Genomic DNA, 19424 nt, shown 5'->3' with positions numbered 1-19424 from the left:
AACTAAGGAGGTGATCCGGCCGCAGGTTCCCCTACGGCCACCTTGTTACGACTTCTCCCTCGTTGCTGACCCCAGGTTCGATAGTGCCAATTAGACACCACCTCGCCAAGAACCAACTTCGGTGAAGCGACGGGCGGTGTGTGCAAGGAGCAGGGACGTATTCACCGCGCGATGATGACACGCGGTTACTAGGGATTCCATATTCATGAGGGCGAGTTGCAGCCCTCAATCATAACTGTGGTAAGGTTTAGGGATTGCCTCCTCCTTTCGGAATCGGAACCCATTGTCCTTACCATTGCAGCCCGCGTGTGGCCCGAGGGTTTCGGGGCATACTGACCTGCCGTAGCCCCCTCCTTCCTCCGCCTCAGCGGCGGCGGTCCCTCTAATTAGCTCTATTACTCCTGAGAATAACAGTAGCAACTAAGGGCAGGGATCTCGCTCGTTACCTGACTTAACAGGACACCTCACGGCACGAGCTGGCGACGGCCATGCACCTCCTCTCAGCTTGTCTAGTAAAGTCTTCAGCTTGACCTTCACTCTGCTGTCTCCCCGGGTAAGATTCCTGGCGTTGACTCCAATTGAACCGCAGGCTTCACCCCTTGTGGTGCTCCCCCGCCAATTCCTTTAAGTTTCAGACTTGCGTCCGTACTTCCCAGGCGGCAAACTTAACGGCTTCCCTGCGGCACTGCATTGGCCATAAGCCAATGCATCACCGAGTTTGCATCGTTTACAGCTGGGACTACCCGGGTATCTAATCCGGTTTGCTCCCCCAGCTTTCATCCCTCACCGTCGAACGTGTTCTGGCAGACCGCCTTCGCCACTGGTGGTCCTCAATGGATCAGAGGATTTTACCCCTACCCACTGAATACCGCTTGCCTCTCCCGCCTCCTAGCTCCATAGTATCTTCCGCAGCCCATCTGTTAAGCAGGTGGATTTAACGGAAGACTTGTAGAACCGGCTACGGATGCTTTAGGCCCAATAATCGTCCCGACCACTCGGGGTGCTGGTATTACCGCGGCGGCTGACACCAGACTTGCCCACCCCTTATTCTACACCATTTTTAGAGGTGTCAAAAGATCCCCTTAGCGGGAATCACTCAGAGTAACCCTGTCAGGCTTTCGCCCATTGCAGAGGTTTCGCGCCTGCTGCGCCCCGTAGGGCCTGGGCCCTTATCTCAGTGCCCATCTCCGGGCTCCTCCTCTCAGAGCCCGTACCGGTTATAGGTTTGGTGGGCCATTACCTCACCAACAGCCTGATCGGCCGCAGTCCAATCCAGGGGCCATGTAGATTTGAGCCAAAATCCATTCCAGAAATTGTGACCTATCGCGGTTTATTCTCAGTTTCCCGAGGTTATCCACGTCCCCTGGGCATGTTGACTACGTGTTACTGAGCCGTTCGCTACGTATTGCTACGTTAACTCGCATGGCTTAGTCCCACTCTGATAGCAGTCGGGTCCGGCAGGATCAACCGGAGCCAATAATTTCTTAACTTAAAGAGTACGGCCGGACAACTTAGTATTGTGCGGATCATGTGACCAATGTCGGATACAATTTGTTTATTGAATCCCCATATTATGAGCGCAACTGGAGGTCAGTGAATCACAAGATGGCACCATGACCACAAATCATCACCAACGCCGCCTTATAGGTTGCGTTCCTGGTTATGATGAACAAATTCGAATATAAATCTTGTCTCTTGGCCTGGCAAACAGGAATATATAATAAATTTATGAATCGATAATTTCAACAATGCGGCAGGATGAGATTGATATTACCTACGAGAATAAAACGCCGACCTCAAAGAGACTTTTTGCTAGAGGGTCGAAGCTATTCGCCGGAGGAATCAACCACAATGTCAGATTATTTAAGCCGTACCCATTTTTCTCAGAAAGAGCAACTGGTAGGTTTATTTTTGACGTCGATTCCAATAGATACACAGACTACTGGATGGGACACTGGTCGCTAATACTAGGCCATTCACCAAAAGCCGTCGTCAGGACATTGTCTGAACAGCTTAGAAAAGGGACGATATACGGAACAGCTAATGGCACGTCACTTGAACTAGCAGAATTGATTCAAAAGCTGATGCCACGTGCAGAACTTTTGCGCTTTTGCAGCACCGGCTCCGAAGCAACTATGTATGCAGTTAGGCTAGCTAGGGCAAAGAGTCACAGGCGTGTAATTGCCAAGATTACAGGGGGATGGCACGGTTTCAATACTACCCTTATGCATAGTGTTAATTACCCATTCCATTCGCCAGAGGGTACTGGTCTCATTGCTGAGGAGGAACAATTTGTTGAGAGCCTACCATTTAATGATCTAGATTCATCCCTGAAGATCCTGCAATCAGTAATCGATGACATAGCATGTATCCTTTTGGAACCAGTTCTTGGAGGCGCAGGTTGCATAACACCAGACATCGATTATCTACGGGGTTTACAGGAATTCGCGCATAAAAATAATATTTTGTTTGTCTTCGATGAGATTGTGACAGGGTTCAGATTATCAATTGGAGGTGCCATTCAGAAGTATGGTTTGCAGCCTGATTTGTTTACGCTTGGCAAAATTGTTGGTGGTGGCATGCCGATTGGAGTTGTTTGCGGCATGAAGGAAATAATGGCACTCGCAGATCCAACAATCGAAACTGACAATGAAATTCGCTGCAATATAGGTGGGGGGACGTACTCTTGTAATCCCATGACTATGAAGGCGGGATTAGCGACAATAAAATATTTAGATGAAAACAAAGACGAGATATACTCCAAGATTGATAGTCTTGGAGCAAAGGCTAGATCTGGGCTGACAAAAATATTTAGCGAAGCGAATATCAATACCCACGTCACAGGGGAAGGCTCGCTTTTTCTTACCCACTTCCTAAATGAGAAGGTGAGGACGATAAAGAATGCCGTCGATGTGGCCCTTTCAGATCAGAAATCGCTGTACAGGTATCATCTTGCATTAATGGCGCTCCATCAAATATTTTTCCTCCCAGGAAAAATGGGTGCAATATCCTATGAGCACACAGAAGCCGATGTGGACAGACTCTTGTTAGCTACCCAAGCGATACTAGATTCTGGCATAATCTCTAATTAGTTTGGGTAGCGACGACTAAGCGAGCAAGCAAGGTTGTCTTACCTGAACTGCGATGCTGCAAAGTCTATTAACTGGCCGCTCCAGTTATATCGATGTCTATTTATCAGTCAAGCGCTGACAAAAAAATGGCCTATTTGGAGGACCAACCTATTTCTCACAGTAAAACCAGCACTCATACCTTTCCTGTTAACCATACGACTACACCCCCCAAAAACTTGAAAGTGTGGGTGGAAGGATATGGCTGTACTTCAAGCCTAGGTGACTCAGAGACAATTCGCGGACTATTAAAAGAAGGTGGGTATGGGCTGGGCAAAAATGAAATCCAAAGTTCTCTGAATATCATCGTAACGTGTTCAGTGAAGGACACGACAGAACATAGGATGCTTCATAGGATCAGTGAACTAGTGAATACTGGAAAACCATTAATAGTAGCGGGCTGCCTTCCAAAGGCAAACAAAGACCTGATAGAGGCCAAGTTTCCTTCCGCTTCTCTTTTAGGACCTCAAGCGTTAGATAAGACTTTAGACGCAGTCAAAAAGGCTGTCGAAGGACAAAGGGCCATTATGCTACAAGATTCTGGAACAAATAAGATCCTGCTTCCCCGGCTACGACTCAATCCAATAGTTAGTATAATCGAAATAGCAAGCGGTTGCATTAGCTTATGCAGCTTTTGTCAGACAAAACTCGCCAAGGGACAATTAAAAAGCCATCGTATTGGGGATATCGCTAGACGTATTAGGAACGACGTTCAAGAGGGGTGCAAGGAAATATGGTTAAGTTCAACCGATAATGGCTGCTACGGAAGAGACATTGGTTCTGACCTTGTCGATCTTCTCGAATCATGCGTTGCCGTTCGGGGAGATTTCAAGATCAGAATAGGAATGATGAACCCCATGCATCTTCCTGCACTGAAAAAGAGACTGATAAGAATTCTTTCTGATGATAATAATATCTTCAAATTTTTGCATATACCAATACAAAGCGGAAGCGATTCTGTGCTTCGTAAGATGATGAGAGGACACACCTCCAAGACTTTTGTTGATGTGGTCAAGGAAGTAAGAGCTGAAATACCTGCGATGACCCTAGCAACTGACGTGATCGTTGGTTTTCCCACCGAAACTGAGGAGGACTTTAGAAGAACGCTCGAAGTTGTGGAAATTACAGAACCCGATATCATAAATATTTCCAAATATAGTGCAAGACCTGGAACTAAAGCCGCGAGATTAAAAAAATTAAATTCCGAATTAGTTAAGGAAAGGACTAAGACGATGCATACTTTAGCCAATAAAATTGGCCTAAAGCGTAATTCACGTTGGCTAAAATGGGAGGGCGAAATTGTAATTGATTCTCGTGAAACAAAACGACTAGGAGGAAGAAATTATGCCTACAAACCCATTCACATCGCAACCAGTGACGATGAGTCAGTTCGACTAGGTGACAATCTTTTTGTGCGAATTGAAGGAAATACAAGCCACGTTTTAACCGGAACTATAATTTAATGCGATAACATTGGATAAATTTATGAGGTTTACCCTAAGCAACCACCAAAACTCTTAACTAAGATTCATGTCCTCTGTATGGATGATGCGGTGATGGGAGAGAACTTAGCAATAATGCGTCCGATGCTGGTAATAGGCGTTGGAGGCGCTGGCAGCAGAATAGCAGGATCTGCATGCAATGAAGCCGATTCAGAATTTATCGTAATTAGCAATGACATAAATGACAAAGTTGAAAGAAATGGCTTTATTCTTATTGATCCGAAGACGTGGGCTAATCCTTCGAGTTATAAATTGAGGTCGTATGCTCAGGAATCCTCGAGAAAAATAAGAGATGCTTTACGAGGCTTTGACACACTAGTTATGGTAGCAAATCTGGCTGGAAGAGGCGGGAGTGCAATCGCACCAGTTGTTTCCAGGCTGGCTCATGAGGAAGCTTCAAAAAAGACCGTAGTCTCCATAGTCATCATGCCATTTCGATTCGAGAAGGATCGTGTTTTTCAAGCAGCAATTTCGCTCAAAAGAATACGAGACTCCTCTGATGCTACTATTGTACTAGACAATGATGCCTTTATAGAAAGCGATCCTGCTATTCAGGTAGATCAGTGCTACAAAAAGACAAACAAGGCACTAATCCAAACTATTGGCTTGGTCTGTCGAGGAGATTATAAAGAACTGGGCACAAGCTTATTGAGCAGCAGTGACAGCAATGACGGTGCAGAAGTAGCGACAGCAGATTCTGTTGCAATGATGTACCATACCGGCTATCCGGGATCAATTAAGAACACTTTGCTTTATGTCATGGGTGGCAAGAAGGTATCTGTAGGTCTATTGAACTCAATTGTTAACAATCTGAAAGAAATCTTCACTGACATCAGTACGCCGGGTGTCTCAATAGTAGTTACTGACGGTGACAAAATGAACGTTAGTCTACTTGCTTCGGTAGAGAAAACTACAAGGTTCGATGATTACGATCCTATTGCTCAGATTATACCCCAAGAAAACACTCTGGATTGGGACGATCTCGACAGCTCTCCAGATATAGAACTAACAATTCCGAATATCGAGTAAGGAATATTTCATTAGCTCGTCAACGAAAGGCAATCTACAAATATCATTTGGATGAACCTGAGCCTTTTTCCGAATCAATTGATTGGTTATCCTTCCCTCCTTGCTTTGTTTCATCCCTTTCTAGTTCATCATAAAGAGACACCACTACCGTGCCGTCGTCATCTTTGACCATTCTTAGCCGAGCTCGGCGAGGAGGATTTGCTTTCCCTCTCTTCCAGATCTGACGGTTCAAGTCCTGATCGAGCTTGACATCATCGCTTTTCATGTGTTTTTTCGCGAAATCTCTAATCATATTTACAACTCGATCTGTTCTCCTATAACGAGGTGTTATCCATGCTTTACCTAGATTCACTGTTTGAATTTGTGTTACTTCTTCAGAAGACATCTATTTTCTAGACCTCGAATATTATCCGACGTTAACATCTGTCCTGCGCCATAGGCGTCTTTTTGGATTGGTTCTTACGTGTCTATGAGTTCTAATTATAACCCAAGCTGGAACAGCTTTATTTTGCATTGTGCGCTTTATCAACCTCAATTTTAAGGCCGTCTTCTTTCTGGCCGGCATCATGAAATAGTCTACTTGCCCTATTTTTAAGTGTTGATTATTGGTACCACCTGATTATTAGGCTGATTAGAAAGGATAAAAGAGAATTAACAAAGGATAGCCATTGAATGAAATTGCTAGTCTTCCCCCTTTACTTGTCGTCTCGACTTGAAAATCGGTGTTATTCCAAGGCTAGAGTAATCGCCAGTGGAACAGGTAAAACATAACTCTTTCTTGGAAATACCGATAGCTCGTGCAAGACTAGTGGTTGTATTGTAAGCAACATAATCTGCACCTATTACGTTTGATACTGAACTAGCAGCTTCACTCGCTGAGTGTTTAAAGGCTAGTAACTCTTCTTGTGATGGAAAATCGATACCGGCGTAGCAAGGATAGCGAATTGGAGGATACGTAATGATCATGCTAATTTTTCTGGCACCAGCAGATCTAAGGATCCTAACTATTGACTTCGAGCTATTGCCCCTTACGATACTATCGTCGACGACCACCACGTTTTTTCCGTCAATAATCTCACGGATAGGAAGAATGCCCTTATTAATTTCGTTCCTGCTTTCTTGAAAAGGCTCTATGAAACTTCGCATAGGGCCTTGCCGGCTATATTTGTCTTTAAGCAAGGCCTCTTCGAAGGGTATCCCCAATTCAAGAGAGTACCCCAAAGCTGCAGGCCTAGCGGAGTCAGGCACCGGAATAACCAGATCAGCATCCGGTAAAGGAAACTCTTTAGCAAGATATTTCCCTATTCTTCTTCTCGCAGAGTAGATGCAGATGCCTTCCATTATGCTACTTGGGTGAGCAAAGTAAGTGTATTCGAATGCGCAATGAGAATGTGGCTTGTCAATTGCGAATTGTTCAGAGTCTACTCCTTCTTTGCTCAGCTTTACAATTTCACCTGGCTCTATATCTCGATTCAAATGAGCTCCAATCGCCGAAAATGCGCATGACTCGGACGCGACTACATTAGTGTTAGTCTCTTTATGATATCCGATGGCGAGTGGGCGGAAGCCTTTTGGGTCTCTAACAGCATAAACACATCCTGAGTCAGTCAAGATTGTAAACGAAAATGAGCCCACCATTTCATTCTTCAAAACAGCAATCGCCTTGGTGAAATTTCCTGACCTATTGCTCAAGTGAGATACGAGACGCTGTGCTGCGATAAGAGTATCGCTCATAGTTTGTGGGGTAAAGCTGCAGCCACCCATCATAGTTGAGAGCTCTTCGACATTAGCTATGGTGCCATTATGCGCTACACATAGATCTTTTACCTTCAGAGGTTGTGCATTCTGCAAAGTGCTCCTGCCAAAAGTTGAATAACGGACGTGACCTATCGCAACATTGGATTTGAAGTTTCTTACGATTAAGGGAAATTCTGATGCAGCTTCTGACACGAGTCCAAGTTTTTTTAGCGGCAGTTTGTTTGGGATTGCTAGCCCCCAGGATTCTTGGCCTCTGTGTTGAAGCGCCCTCAGAGAGTCTATTATTATGGGTATGACATTTGAATCGTTCAGTGAGTAAGCCCCTACTACACCACAATTCTCATGAACCATATTACCTCAGAATCCGACTACTTCAATGATTACAGCTATCAAACTTGAAAGGAGTCCCCCTCTGCCTATTGTTTAGAATTTTTCCACTATTATATGTTTGAGCTATCGAATCTATAATAATTTAAGGTGACTTGTTACCCTATCGACCAAGATAGATTTTGCCGGCCCTATACATATACAAGTCCATGTGCTCTTTATCGCTTGCATTGGGTCAATGCCATGAATTGAGACAACTGATAGGGAAAGATCTTCTGCAGTCTGTCTCAACTCAACTAGCTCCTCAAGGCTTTGAACTTTCAGAATAACCTTTGCTTGTCCAGACTCTAGCCATCTAGTAAAAACTGCGAAATCTGTCAGCCTCGATTTTTCAGCGCTGAGAACGGCTGCGTGAGCGACCATGATTGCAATATTTCCTAATCCCATCCTAAGATCTCTTCTTACTATTATTACTTGCTTGTAGCTCAGGTGTATACCTTAATTAACAGATCAAGAAATAGTTGCCTGTCTGTATGATGTCAAACTATTACGATGTGATAGTAGCAGGCGGCAGCATATCAGGGCTTTTAGCTGCAAGAGAGGTGGCCGCTGCAAATAACTCTGTCGTCGTGTTCGAGGAAGATCCCGAAATCGGAACCCCTCAGCATTGTGGAGGTTTGGTCAGCTTAGAAGGCCTGAAAAGGTTACGAGTACTACCGGGGAGTAGTGTGATTGAGTGTAAGATAAGAGAGGCTAGAGTTTTCTCTCCATCAAGTTCCTTCGTCATAGACAGCATCAACCAAAAGGTCATTTCCATTGATCGCCGCTCCTTAGATAAGCAAGTAGCTCTTCAAGCTCAAAGAAATGGAGCAGAAATAAGGACCAGGTGTTCTGTGCGTTGGGCATCAGACGAGAGGCAGCTGTCTGAGGATGGCGATAATACCTGCGGATCTATCAAGACAGTACGGACCTCTGATGGCGAATTCCGGTGTCGGTACCTCATAGATTCTAGAGGCGTGAGCTCCGTGTTACGAAAGCACAGGGGTGGTATACTTCAATCTGCTCAATACGAAGTATATGCATCATGGATAAAGGCAGAAATTGTTGAAATTAATTTTGATAATGACAAATATCCTGGTTTTTTCGCTTGGATCATACCTGTAGACGATGGCGTAGGCAGAGTAGGAGTTGCTGGTAGAGGAATTAACCCAGCGGACGCAATTAATTCATTCATGAACTCAAAGGGTAGGGGATATTCTATAACTCGGAAGGTCTTTGCCCCGATTTGGGTTTCTGGGCCAATTGAGGACTTTGTTGTTAATAACACGGTAATTGTGGGAGATGCAGCAGGTCAGACTAAGCCTACGACAGCCGGCGGGATTTATAGCTGCGGCATGGGGGGAATTTTAGCAGGTAGAGCAATTACGAATGCAATTCGAACAAATGATGTTCAGGTACTATCCGACTATCAGAAGGGCTGGTTGCAGATATTTAAAGCAGAGTTCGACAAGATGTTGCTTGCCAGAAGAATACTTGAAAGGATCGACAATCAAACTCTTGATCAAATTTTTGACAGTGTATCTGATTCAAGCCTAAAAGATTTATCTCTCGAAGGCAACTTTGATTTTCATTCGTCGTCCTTGACGAAAGTTCTAGGAACCAAACATGGATTGAAGATAATGAAGGCAATGTTAGGTAATGAAATCAGACGGTTATGGAGCTAAGGAAGATATAAATTCGGTTTTAAGTCTTTGACTTCACATGTCTCAGCCATTGCAACTCCCGGTTTGCACATCATGCAGCAGACCTATTATGCCTAATGACGAATGCGTAAAGTACTACTGCCCCAATTGTGGGTATGTCATGATTTGGAGATGTGAAAGTTGTCGGGATTTTTCTAGAAAATACAAGTGCGTAGGATGCATGTTCGAGGGACCATAAAAATGACACGTCTAGTTGCAAGGGTCAAGATCCTGCCAGCTGAGGCCGAGTCTGACTTGGACTCCATAATTCATGCTTTAAAAACCAAAGCTCCAGAAGGAGTCAAGATGTTAGCTCATGCAAAAGAACCTATAGCGTTTGGTCTACAAGCTATTATAGCGGATTTAGTATTAGAAGATGAGGCGGGTCAAATGGATCGCCTTGAAGAATTTGTGAAGAGCATCCATGGGGTTGGCGAGATTGATGTGTTAAGCATGAGTCGCCAGTCAGTGAAAATGAAATCGACTACTTGAGGAGGAGCTCAAAACCTAGATTTGAAAAAATCCAGTGGCAAAAGTGGTGGCGCTAGCGATGAATCTTTCCCCAGGTTACAGTTACGCGTAACAGAAGCAAAACCCCGTGATTTAGGTAAACATCGCGCCCGTATAGATTCTGACTCAATGCGTAGGGCGGGTGTAGAGGCAGGTGAAGTGATAGAGTTGACGGGAAAGCATAGAACAGCTGTTACAGTTTGGCCTAGCGATCCTTCGGAGGATGGGATGGAAAGCGATGTGATTAGAATAGACGGCCAAACTAGAAAGAATGCCGGAGTAGGTTTGAACGATCTTCTCTCTGTTCATAGGGCAATCTCAAAACCTGCAAAAACTATTGGTCTAACTCCCATGGGTAGCACTAACGTTTCTTTTGATAAAGAATTCTGCGAATTCGTTAAAAATAGATTGAAAGGCTACCCGGTAACCGAAGGCGATGCAGTATCTGTAGTTATTTTGGGTAATCCCATGGAGTTTCGTGTTGATAGGCTAACACCTAAGGCTATTGTCAAGATTGAAAAATCTACAAAAATAACTATCTTGGCTGATGGCCCCCTTGACAAAAAACCAAGAGTGACTTATGAAGAGGTAGGGGGTTTAACGGAGCAAATTAGTCGCCTGAGGGAGATTGTTGAGTTGCCCCTCCGGCAGCCCGAAATATTTGCCCGACTTTGCATAGAACCTCACAATGGCATACTGATGTATGGCTCACCGGGGTGCGGCAAAACATTGATTGCCAAGGCATTGGCGTCTGAATCAGAGGCAACTTTTTTCCTAATTAATGGTCCCGAAATCGTAAACAAATACTACGGCGAAACAGAGGCTAGGCTACGGGATATTTTCAAAGAGGCAAGGGATGCCTCGCCAAGCATTATATTTATCGACGAAATTGACGCCATTGCCCCAAAGAGGGAGGAAGCATTTGGCGACGTAGAGAAGAGGGTGGTTGCACAGCTTTTAGCACTTATGGATGGGATGTCGGAACGAGGTAACGTGATAGTTCTTGGTGCTACCAATAGGCCTGAGAGTATAGATCCTGCCCTGCGACGTCCTGGTAGGTTCGACAGGGAGATTGAAGTGGGAGTACCAAATGCTGCAGGAAGATTAGAAATACTCCAAATCCATACAAGAGGTATGCCTTTGGCAGCTGAGATCGATCTGCCTGGGCTTGCCAAGGAGCTTCATGGTTATACCGGCGCGGATATAAAGGCACTATGCAGGGAAGCAGCAATGAAGGCCTTGAGGAGGTATTTGCCCGAAATAGACTTTGAGCAAGAAAAAATATCGCCAAGGACTTTGGAAGTGATAGATATAAGAAATAGTGATTTTAGAGATGGAATGAAAGAGATCATTCCGACGGCAATGCGCGAATTCTATGTGGAAACAGCAGCCGTTTTATGGGGCGATGTTGGCGGCCTGCTTGAAACCAAACGTGCATTGCATTATAACCTAATTACCGCTATCAAAGAGCCTGAAAAATTTACGGTCATGGGGATAAAACCTCCTCGGGGCGCATTGTTATTTGGCCCGTCAGGCTGTGGCAAGAGCTTGATAGCCAAGGCATTGGCATCTGAAAGCAGTGCGAATATAATTATGGTAAGGGGACCTGAGGTCCTATCTAAATGGGTCGGAGAGTCCGAAAAGGCCATTCGCGAAATATTCAGAAAGGCGAGATCCTCCGCCCCTTGTGTGGTGGTATTTGACGAATTGGATTCATTGGCTAGGCCAAGGGGGCAAGATGATCTTTCTGGCAATGAGAGAGTATTATCTCAGCTTCTTACTGAGATGGATGATTCGGGCAGTACGGGTGTGACTGTTATTGGTATAACAAATAGACCAGATCTCATTGACACATCGTTGCTCAGACCCGGGAGACTTGATTTAATCCTGTTCATTGAGGCACCAGATGAAAATGCGCGAGCTGAAATTTTAAAAATATTGACTACCAAGATGCCACTTGTCCACGACGTAAGCATTCTAGAAATAGCACACAAAGCTGCCGGGTTCAGCGGGGCAGATCTTGGTGCTCTATGCAGGGAAGCTGCGGTGAATGCAATGAAAAGTGGATCACGGAATATTACCTCTAGCCACTTTGAACTTGCATTAAAGGTGGTCAAGCCATCCATAACCAAGGACATTGAAAACTGGTACGAATCGATGCGAAAGAGCATTTCATGCTCAGCTCCGAAACATATGGACAAGACGTTCTACGGTTAAAAATTCGGGGGCACTAGGGTCTAATATGCACCTACGAAACAAAGATCAATGGTGGCGAAAAAAACACGAGGCATCAAATTAGTGCAGAAATAAGCCTAATCATTAGCTGATAGCAAAAAGTGAAATCAAACGCGATTGCCTCGGTGGAATAAGTTCAAAGCGAGATACCTATTCCATTAAATTGGCTTGAAACGATTCTCCCGTAGCAATATTATTGGTATGTAAGAGCTGGCATGATCAGTTAATTGTCAGCATTTAGAGCAACGCTTTCAGAAGATGAAGATATTAGTGAATTGTTAAAAAGCGCTGTTCACCCCTATCACTGAAAGAAGAGGTTGAGTGCTTAAAATCTGAAATAGAACAACGAATCCAGCGCTATTGCTATAAAAATTACAACTAGATATGGAGCCGTCACCTTGTATGCCTTCCACGCAAATTGTGGCGTAGGTCGCTTTGTTAGTTTATAATGATACGCTAGTATAAATGAACCAGCTATAGCTGCTATAATCAAGTAAACAACGCCTAATCCAAAAAAATAAAGCGATAAGGAGTACGGAAGGAGAATGGCGGTATTTGCGAATATATAATTTGAAGTTTTCTCGTTCCCTATAAGTACAGGAAGCATCGGTATTCGTACGCTTTCATATTCTTCGCGTGTCTTAATTGCTAAGCACCAAAAGTGCGATGGAGTCCACACGAAGACTAACAATCCAACAAGGAAGCCAAGCAAGTTGATTGATCCTGAGGCAACAGCCCATCCAGCCATTGCCGCAGCGCTTCCCGCAAAGCCCCCAATTACTATATTTGCTGGATTGTCGCGCTTCAACCAAATCGTATAAATCACGACATAAAAAAATATTCCAAGACCAATCATAAATGTAGCAACCGGATTTAAAGTGAACCAAGCCAAAGAGACAGAAATGGCGCATGCTACTAAACCGTACACCAAGACACTTCTAGGAAGCAACCTACCAGATGGAATAGGCCTTTTTGCGGTCCTGACCATTATCTTATCAATATCCCTGTCGTAATAGTGGTTAATGGCGCTAGAGCCCATTGAAGAAAGAGCGCCTGCTAGGGTCAAAAAGCCTAATTGCCAGGCAGTCGCATGCCAACCGGAGGTATTATCGATTCTACTCGCAGCGAGTAAGGAAGTAACAGCCGTTATTACTAATACTACTACTATTCGAGGTTTTGAAACTTCGACGTAGTCCTTTACCCTCACTGTGCAAATACCTAATTTTTGCTCTACCAGGCCTTGCATTTAATTTATTCGGCGTCAGCCAGATTATCAGAAAGTACGCCTTATGCGATTACCTACGCCTTGTACTTTCTTAATGTTTCAAGACTGATTTGCTTTCGATGCTGGCCATATGATTAGAACTGATCAGCACAGCCCTCTACCTACCGTCATTACTTAAGCCTGCATTGTTTCTAGCATTCGTTTTAATAATTTTAAAGGCCTTGACGGCCTGCTCCCTTTTTGGAAGCTGAATCATAAACACATTACTTGAATTACCACCAGATGCTGGTTCTGGGGCTATAGCTATGATACCTGTCTCCGATAAAAACATGAAGAAATCCATGAGGTCATTTGCATATAGAAGAAAGTTCATCTGGACATTCAAATCGAGAAATGTCATCTGGACATCCACAAACACGTCATGTTGATCGTGAAATATGTTCAACAATGTATCAACTGCCATCTTCTTCCCATAGGCATTTCTGATTACGTGGTCGTACTTTAGTGCATCAATATAGATAGTTGGTATTTTTGTACCATTGAATTCGGTCAAACCTACGCCCTCTTTGTGAAGATTTAAAATAAAGTCCTCTATAGTTTTAAAACTTCTTCTTTCGCCTGACAACTACGAAAGGTATACCACAAAATTTTATTTATTTGTAGCCACTAATCGTTTCAGAAAAGTAATCTTTGAGCTCTATATTGTATTGCATCTTCTTATAGAGATACTCATGAGTTCTACAAAGGTAGAACGGCATTTGGTTCACTGATTCCATCACGTTATAGTTACTCTGCTCCTTTATTAGTTCAAGTTGAACAATAAAGTCGGCATCGCCACCGCAAATGTTGCAGCGAAGCGTTTGAGACGAGCCTGCGTGATAAGGATCAGATATCTCTCTATCCAATTCTCTTTCGCCGTCCACATCGCAGCAATCACAACACCCTCTTAAAAGAGTTTGTACAGGCGTTCCTAACGTCAATAGTAGAATGTAGGGTCAGCATATCCTTATTGATTTTGCAAGTACCAAAGCTCGTTCCAAATCTTCGTCTTTGATCTGATTGTTCTTGTACTTGTTGCTAAAGTAGAGCAGATCAGCCATTCTCGATCGGTCAATATTAACTATGGTCTCTGCCATTTTTAGAGGAGCGCCAATAGGGGATTTCCTCACATGGTTCTTTTGCTGAATGAGATCAGAATTTGTTAGTATTACACGTTTGTTTACATCACTAAAACTGCTAAAATCTGGAATTATTGTGGGACCACTCGCCTTTCCTCTATTCAGAATTACTGAAACAGCAACCTTCATTCCAGAGGAGTCATTGTAAACAACATCTAACCCGTTAGAGTTTGATTCATTTTTGAGAGGAGCCACTTTTCCGGTAATGGAGGCATGGCTAACAAGATCCCTTACAGCTGCCTTGACATCAGATTCCAAAGTTTGGAGGTCAGCATAGTTCTTCTGAATCCTGATAAACTCTGAAACCGGCACTGACATTATGCTTCCTCTTATTCTCAAACCAGGATATATCCCTTTGATGGTATCCTCCAAAGCTTGCTCATCAATAGCGAAGATATTACGAGCTGAAGCATTCTCCGTAGCATGGTACAAAATGTTTGTCATTGATCGAACGTTTCTGAAATCCTGAAATTCATCATAAATTACCCTTACCTTGGCACCGAGGTCAGTTTCTTCCCTAACGCTGAAGCATTTTCCGCTATCGTGATATTTAATATATTCCGATACTATATCGAGAATTTCTTCCGGAGTGTTTGACCCGGCTAGGTCGATTTTATAGTTTGCTTTCTCTAGTCTATCAAAAACTGAGTTATTAGAATTCCTTATTTGCTCATAGGAATGTGGGGTCAGGATTAGCATAAGAATCGTAGCAGGCAGGTGTGCATTGATTATAGCCTTTACCAAAGTCATTGCTTCCTGATCCGGATCGAATTCGTCGATTTCGATGAAGGTTAATTTTTTCATGAACCTGTGGGTCAACTTGGCCAAGCTAGCAAAATAGTCTATTGCCTCTTCCAAAGTCCTGTCCTTGCCAAACCCTTCCTTGAGGCGGCTTTCCACGATCTGCCTTAATACTTGGACTTCTGAGGGCGAGAAATCATCCCCTAAAACATCTTCCAAGGCAACAGGATTCGGTATGAAAGTAGGGTCATTTAGGCATTTTTTTACCCTTTCCTCAATTTTCTTCCCTGTGATGGAATCAAAAAGTCCATAACCAAAGATTTTTTTGACATTCTTTGGGTTCTTGTTAATTTTGCTTTTCAGATGAAGAATTATTTCTTTTCTAAATTCACTTAGATGAGTATCAGAAAATCCTCTTAATATAGAACCAGAGATAGATTCAACAGAGCGAGGGGCTATCTGCGCAAGATCAACGTATGATATAGCTGCTTTATTTGACAGTTGTTGAAGGCCTCTGATGTGGAATGCAAGATGCGTCTTACCCGACCCCACATCCTGAATTACCGTAATTAGACGAAAGTCTTTTTGTGACGGATTCTCATGCAGCTTCGATGCTAGGTCATCTATACAAGAAAGGATAGCAGACTTGCCGCTCTTATGTTTACTACCCCCCAGTACCTTTGTGTCCTCAGCAGTAGGGGTAGGACTACTGGGATATGGATTTAACGCAAGTCGATAAGGGTACATGCATTAAATGCACCTAACGAATCCATGTAGCAAACCTCTGACTGTCAACCCTTCATATCCCCCAGATGATAACTCATACTTATCAGGATGCTTTGTTATTAGCTGTTCTGCAATGTTATAGAATTCTTTTTCGTCTAGATCGTATATTTTGCCTAGGTCACCCCTGATTTTGCCAAAGTCTACCCAGCCAATCGACGTTGAAAACCTTGCAATGGCCTCATCGAAATCAACCTTAAACGAGTCCAGGCTGATTACTTGGGTGGATTGGGAATTCTCGTTTATATTTTTAACTTCTAAATGCGTTTCCTGAAAAGCGTTCTCGCAAACAGATTGATATGGCTTTGAGTTAATTTCACCGATCGTTAACAGCAGTCGATCACCGTTATTCCGCACCGTTTGTTCTAGGGAGTGAATTGCCTCATATGTTAACCTGAACTTTGGATCAACTTTCAGCAGGTATTGCATATAAGACTCCTTAACCCAGCAGTAGTGAGCTGTCCCCTTCTTGTCTATGAATACTAGGCCGTCCTTTGACAGTTTCTCCAAGAGCGCATCCGTATCGGGTTGAGGAAATTCTTTTCTTAATTCAGTTTTTCTCAGTCCTGTAGGACCAGCAGAGCTTATTCTTTGGATGATTTGCTCTTCTGCCGACATGAAGAACAGCTCGATACTTTTTATTTAAAGCTCGACGTAACACGTACCTACATATTGTGTGAATAGATTTCGACCTCATACCGAAGCGTTCATAACGCAATAGATGTGATTTATTCTGGGATGATGAGGAGTATTACAGAAATAAAGAATGAAGTAAGTACTAGGGTAGCTGACCACCTCCTTATTGGAGATTAAGAATATTCTCTCCCAAAGGGAGCAAAAAAAAATGTCCGATTACAATGAATTTGCCTAAGAATAAGCTTCGCTTAACAAATCTATAAATTTCAAGTATCTTCATACTCTAATCTACGTCTATCTTTCCCTCTCCGCAACGCAGCAAACAACGAAATTATGACGCCTACCCACAATATGCTCAATAGCACGTTTGTGTAACTTACATACACATATGGAGTTGCTTCTTCAAGGTTTAATTCAATTACTTTTATAGAATCATGCAGGTCTTCCAAGCCGGTGTTATATGCTGCACTATTAGGTTGGACTGAGGAAAGAGCGTCTGTCCGCTGTACCATTGCTTCCAGATCATTCTGAATTAGCCTGAAATCAGTCGTAGGATTGGGAAATGACCATACGGGGTTTCCTTGGGTAGGCAGAAGGAGCTTTGCTGGCTCCAAATAACCAGCCATCATTGCAGGAGTCTGTGAAGACTCGGCCCTCGACAAATACCCCATAGCTTTATCGAGCGGATATATCGCATTCTGGTATCCTATAAGCACCAGTCCCACTCCCAAAGCCAATATTCCTAAAATGGCTACAACCAGCAGCCTGCCGTAAAGAGATCTCTTGCCAAAACGCGTGTTGCTTCGGTTAGACGTAGTAATTAATGAATTCGAGCTAGCGGTCGTATTAGTTTTGTGATTGCTACCTGTTTCAAAACTTGGTGAACGCGTTATATGGCTTTCATAACTGTACGTGAAAGAGCTAGATTGTCCTCTGCTAGAAGAATGACGGATACTATAATATGCCACGTAAATGAATCCAATCGTCTGAACGGCCATAATCGGAGCAAAAATTGGATTCCGCGAATAAATAGACACAAATATTGAAATGCAGCCATATAATCCAAAAAAGATCTCAAGAAGTGTTGTCTTGGTGAAAGGCAAAACGTATTCCTTGTCTCTCCACTCATCTCCTTTGCCAATCACACCAAACTTAGGTGTTCGTAGAAACTCATTTTTTCCGGGCATGAGTGCACCAAAGACGGCGACACTATTGTTAACCGAAATTCCCGTCGCAAAAAAAATTAGAAAAAGATACTGCCTCGTTTTACATTTCCAATTGTCTCCCCATATTCTTCTTATCATGTAAATGTATGTAGCTGGACCAGTGACAATGTAAAGCATTATCCCAGTGATCGGAGCCCAGTTAACAACATAAAGATTGTAATTTAATGCAAGTAAGATGGGAATAATAAGGAATTGAATAAGAAATAGTGGATGTAAAATATGTCGAGTTAGCTGAAACAATGCTTGAATCTTGGTGTCTAAGGCAATGCTTCTCTCAGAAAAAATGTATCCAAAAAGTTTCAGGGCAACCTGAATAGACCCTTTTGCCCACCTAAATTGTTGACGCTTTGCAGCGTTCATTTGAACTGGCAGCTCGGCTTCAACTACAATATTTTCCAAGAACAATGATTTCCAACCCTTAAGCTGAGCCCTGAAGCTAAGATCCAAATCTTCGACAAGGGTGCTGCTGTGCCATCCGCCAGCATCAGCAATGCATGATGCCCTCCAGATTCCAGCGGCCCCATTAAAATTCATAAACAAATGTGTGAGGCTTTTTGCTTTCTGTTCAATTAGGAAGTGTAGATCTAATGAAACTGCTTGGGCTTCAGTAAGAGAAGAATACGCCTCATTTACATGGCCCCATCTACATTGTACCATGCCTATTCTTCGGTCCACGAAATATCCAATCGTTTGCTTTAGAAACAACGGTTGAGGTATAAAATCCGCATCAAAGATTGCAATAAATTCCCCCTTTGCACATTGCATCCCAGCTTTCAAGGCGCCCGCCTTGTAACCTAGCCGCTCTTGGCCACGGTGGAAATGTTTAATGTCCAATCCTCTGAGTCGGTGAGACCTAACCAATCTCTGTATTATCTCAAAAGTCTCATCGTCGGAATCATCAAGTATCTGTATTTCAAGCTTATTCTTTGGATAATCTAGTAAACATACAGCATTAATCAACCGTGCCGCGACATATTTTTCATTATATATTGGAAGTTGGACTGTCACTTGTGGCATATCACGAACAGTAGACTCAACTATGGCTGTTAGCCTTCGCTTCTTTTTATTATGGACGCTATTATGCAAAGAATGATAAGATAGGTAATAGAAGTTTAGTGTATACAGAATCATAATCCCTGCGACAATTACAAATATCACATAAAGAAAAGCACCTAACCCGAGCATTCTCTGATCTAAATGCAGAATAATCTTCACGTATATTTAAATTCAGAGACATAAGGTGCGTTCGTTCCAAACGCTAAAGTAAACTAAATTGAAAAGTCCTGTTATTGATCGAGTGCTATTTCATGTGCCTTTCTGGAATATTTTGACGCATTGTGGGGGGCATACATTCTCACAAGCCATACAAAAGATGCAGTCTTTTTCTCTGGCCATAAATGTTTT

Annotated in this window: 17 protein-coding genes and 1 rRNA gene; 7 read left to right on the top strand and 11 right to left on the bottom strand. The window is 43.2% G+C overall.

Annotation, left to right across the window (positions count from 1 at the left end):
- Window positions 1–5: 5 nt before the first annotated feature.
- Window positions 6–1474, bottom strand: a 16S ribosomal RNA gene (locus tag DYY65_RS04515).
- Between the two features lie 274 nt (window positions 1475–1748).
- Here DYY65_RS04515 and DYY65_RS04510 point away from each other — a divergent pair.
- From DYY65_RS04510 to DYY65_RS04500, 3 genes are all read left to right on the top strand, one after another.
- Window positions 1749–3092, top strand: a complete 1344-nt coding sequence (locus tag DYY65_RS04510; protein ID WP_162476788.1) for an aspartate aminotransferase family protein — start codon at window positions 1749–1751, stop codon at window positions 3090–3092.
- A gap of 92 nt (window positions 3093–3184) precedes the next feature.
- The gene (locus DYY65_RS04505) at window positions 3185–4591 is read left to right on the top strand and encodes a tRNA (N(6)-L-threonylcarbamoyladenosine(37)-C(2))-methylthiotransferase (RefSeq protein ID WP_236561666.1); all 1407 of its coding nucleotides are present in this window, start codon (window positions 3185–3187) and stop codon (window positions 4589–4591) included.
- Window positions 4592–4684: 93 nt separating this feature from the next.
- Complete coding sequence (locus tag DYY65_RS04500) at window positions 4685–5659, top strand: hypothetical protein (protein WP_201449330.1); 975 nt, start codon at window positions 4685–4687, stop codon at window positions 5657–5659.
- Window positions 5660–5702: 43 nt separating this feature from the next.
- On the opposite strand, the gene DYY65_RS04495 is transcribed toward DYY65_RS04500, so the two are convergent.
- The 4 genes from DYY65_RS04495 to pth2 form a co-directional block, all read right to left on the bottom strand.
- On the bottom strand, window positions 5703–6044 hold the full coding sequence (locus tag DYY65_RS04495; protein ID WP_162476786.1) for a 50S ribosomal protein L31e: 342 nt from the start codon (window positions 6042–6044) through the stop codon (window positions 5703–5705).
- Window positions 6045–6065: 21 nt separating this feature from the next.
- Window positions 6066–6224: a 50S ribosomal protein L39e gene (locus DYY65_RS12925; protein WP_162476791.1), complete on the bottom strand. Its 159-nt coding sequence runs from the start codon at window positions 6222–6224 to the stop codon at window positions 6066–6068.
- Window positions 6225–6340: 116 nt separating this feature from the next.
- Window positions 6341–7768 carry an amidophosphoribosyltransferase gene (purF, locus tag DYY65_RS04485; protein ID WP_162476785.1) on the bottom strand — a complete coding sequence of 476 codons (1428 nt, stop codon included), beginning with the start codon at window positions 7766–7768 and terminating at the stop codon, window positions 6341–6343.
- A gap of 111 nt (window positions 7769–7879) precedes the next feature.
- Window positions 7880–8215, bottom strand: coding sequence for an aminoacyl-tRNA hydrolase (gene pth2 / locus DYY65_RS04480; protein ID WP_370519294.1), 336 nt, complete (start codon window positions 8213–8215; stop codon window positions 7880–7882).
- A 62-nt stretch (window positions 8216–8277) separates the two neighbouring features.
- Here pth2 and DYY65_RS04475 point away from each other — a divergent pair, with 62 nt between their 5' ends.
- From DYY65_RS04475 to DYY65_RS04460, 4 genes are read left to right on the top strand one after another with little or no spacing between them, the layout of a single operon-like run.
- Window positions 8278–9468, top strand: a complete 1191-nt coding sequence (locus DYY65_RS04475) for an NAD(P)/FAD-dependent oxidoreductase (RefSeq protein ID WP_236561665.1) — start codon at window positions 8278–8280, stop codon at window positions 9466–9468.
- A 37-nt stretch (window positions 9469–9505) separates the two neighbouring features.
- A complete protein-coding gene (locus DYY65_RS04470) occupies window positions 9506–9685 on the top strand; it encodes a zinc finger domain-containing protein (RefSeq protein WP_162476783.1) in 180 nt (59 codons plus the stop codon).
- 2 nt (window positions 9686–9687) lie between these two features.
- On the top strand, window positions 9688–9978 hold the full coding sequence (locus DYY65_RS04465) for an elongation factor 1-beta (RefSeq protein WP_162476782.1): 291 nt from the start codon (window positions 9688–9690) through the stop codon (window positions 9976–9978).
- Between the two features lie 21 nt (window positions 9979–9999).
- On the top strand, window positions 10000–12213 hold the full coding sequence (locus DYY65_RS04460; protein WP_162476781.1) for a CDC48 family AAA ATPase: 2214 nt from the start codon (window positions 10000–10002) through the stop codon (window positions 12211–12213).
- A 343-nt stretch (window positions 12214–12556) separates the two neighbouring features.
- Here the strand turns inward: DYY65_RS04460 and cyoE are convergent, their stop codons facing one another.
- The 6 genes from cyoE to DYY65_RS04430 form a co-directional block, all read right to left on the bottom strand.
- On the bottom strand, window positions 12557–13477 hold the full coding sequence (cyoE, locus tag DYY65_RS04455) for a heme o synthase (RefSeq protein ID WP_162476780.1): 921 nt from the start codon (window positions 13475–13477) through the stop codon (window positions 12557–12559).
- Window positions 13478–13613: 136 nt separating this feature from the next.
- Window positions 13614–14081, bottom strand: a complete 468-nt coding sequence (locus DYY65_RS04450; protein ID WP_162476779.1) for a hypothetical protein — start codon at window positions 14079–14081, stop codon at window positions 13614–13616.
- 28 nt (window positions 14082–14109) lie between these two features.
- Complete coding sequence (locus DYY65_RS04445; RefSeq protein ID WP_162476778.1) at window positions 14110–14436, bottom strand: hypothetical protein; 327 nt, start codon at window positions 14434–14436, stop codon at window positions 14110–14112.
- A 15-nt stretch (window positions 14437–14451) separates the two neighbouring features.
- Window positions 14452–16122, bottom strand: coding sequence for a hypothetical protein (locus tag DYY65_RS04440; protein ID WP_162476777.1), 1671 nt, complete (start codon window positions 16120–16122; stop codon window positions 14452–14454).
- 3 nt (window positions 16123–16125) lie between these two features.
- A complete protein-coding gene (locus tag DYY65_RS04435) occupies window positions 16126–16776 on the bottom strand; it encodes a hypothetical protein (RefSeq protein ID WP_162476776.1) in 651 nt (216 codons plus the stop codon).
- Between the two features lie 284 nt (window positions 16777–17060).
- Window positions 17061–19178, bottom strand: coding sequence for a cellulose synthase family protein (locus DYY65_RS04430; RefSeq protein ID WP_370519293.1), 2118 nt, complete (start codon window positions 19176–19178; stop codon window positions 17061–17063).
- Window positions 19179–19424: the final 246 nt, after the last annotated feature.

Origin of the sequence: Nitrososphaera sp. AFS (assembly GCF_009898475.1) — an archaeon.
Lineage (GTDB): Archaea > Thermoproteota > Nitrososphaeria > Nitrososphaerales > Nitrososphaeraceae > Nitrosopolaris.
The sequence above is the reverse complement of the archived record's forward strand: the minus strand, read 5'-3'. Positions and strand labels throughout refer to the sequence as shown.

What these genes read in the sequence shown, in the direction of transcription:
- DYY65_RS04495 (WP_162476786.1), bottom strand. Translation starts at nt 6,044, where the DNA reads ATGTCTTCTGAAGAAGTAACACAAATTCAAACAGTGAATCTAGGTAAA.
- DYY65_RS12925 (WP_162476791.1), bottom strand. Translation starts at nt 6,224, where the DNA reads ATGCCGGCCAGAAAGAAGACGGCCTTAAAATTGAGGTTGATAAAGCGC.
- DYY65_RS04435 (WP_162476776.1), bottom strand. Translation starts at nt 16,776, where the DNA reads ATGTCGGCAGAAGAGCAAATCATCCAAAGAATAAGCTCTGCTGGTCCT.
- DYY65_RS04440 (WP_162476777.1), bottom strand. Translation starts at nt 16,122, where the DNA reads ATGTACCCTTATCGACTTGCGTTAAATCCATATCCCAGTAGTCCTACC.
- DYY65_RS04510 (WP_162476788.1), top strand. Translation starts at nt 1,749, where the DNA reads ATGCGGCAGGATGAGATTGATATTACCTACGAGAATAAAACGCCGACC.
- DYY65_RS04470 (WP_162476783.1), top strand. Translation starts at nt 9,506, where the DNA reads ATGTCTCAGCCATTGCAACTCCCGGTTTGCACATCATGCAGCAGACCT.
- DYY65_RS04465 (WP_162476782.1), top strand. Translation starts at nt 9,688, where the DNA reads ATGACACGTCTAGTTGCAAGGGTCAAGATCCTGCCAGCTGAGGCCGAG.
- purF (WP_162476785.1), bottom strand. Translation starts at nt 7,768, where the DNA reads ATGGTTCATGAGAATTGTGGTGTAGTAGGGGCTTACTCACTGAACGAT.
- cyoE (WP_162476780.1), bottom strand. Translation starts at nt 13,477, where the DNA reads ATGCAAGGCCTGGTAGAGCAAAAATTAGGTATTTGCACAGTGAGGGTA.
- DYY65_RS04505 (WP_236561666.1), top strand. Translation starts at nt 3,185, where the DNA reads ATGTCTATTTATCAGTCAAGCGCTGACAAAAAAATGGCCTATTTGGAG.
- DYY65_RS04500 (WP_201449330.1), top strand. Translation starts at nt 4,685, where the DNA reads ATGGGAGAGAACTTAGCAATAATGCGTCCGATGCTGGTAATAGGCGTT.
- DYY65_RS04475 (WP_236561665.1), top strand. Translation starts at nt 8,278, where the DNA reads ATGATGTCAAACTATTACGATGTGATAGTAGCAGGCGGCAGCATATCA.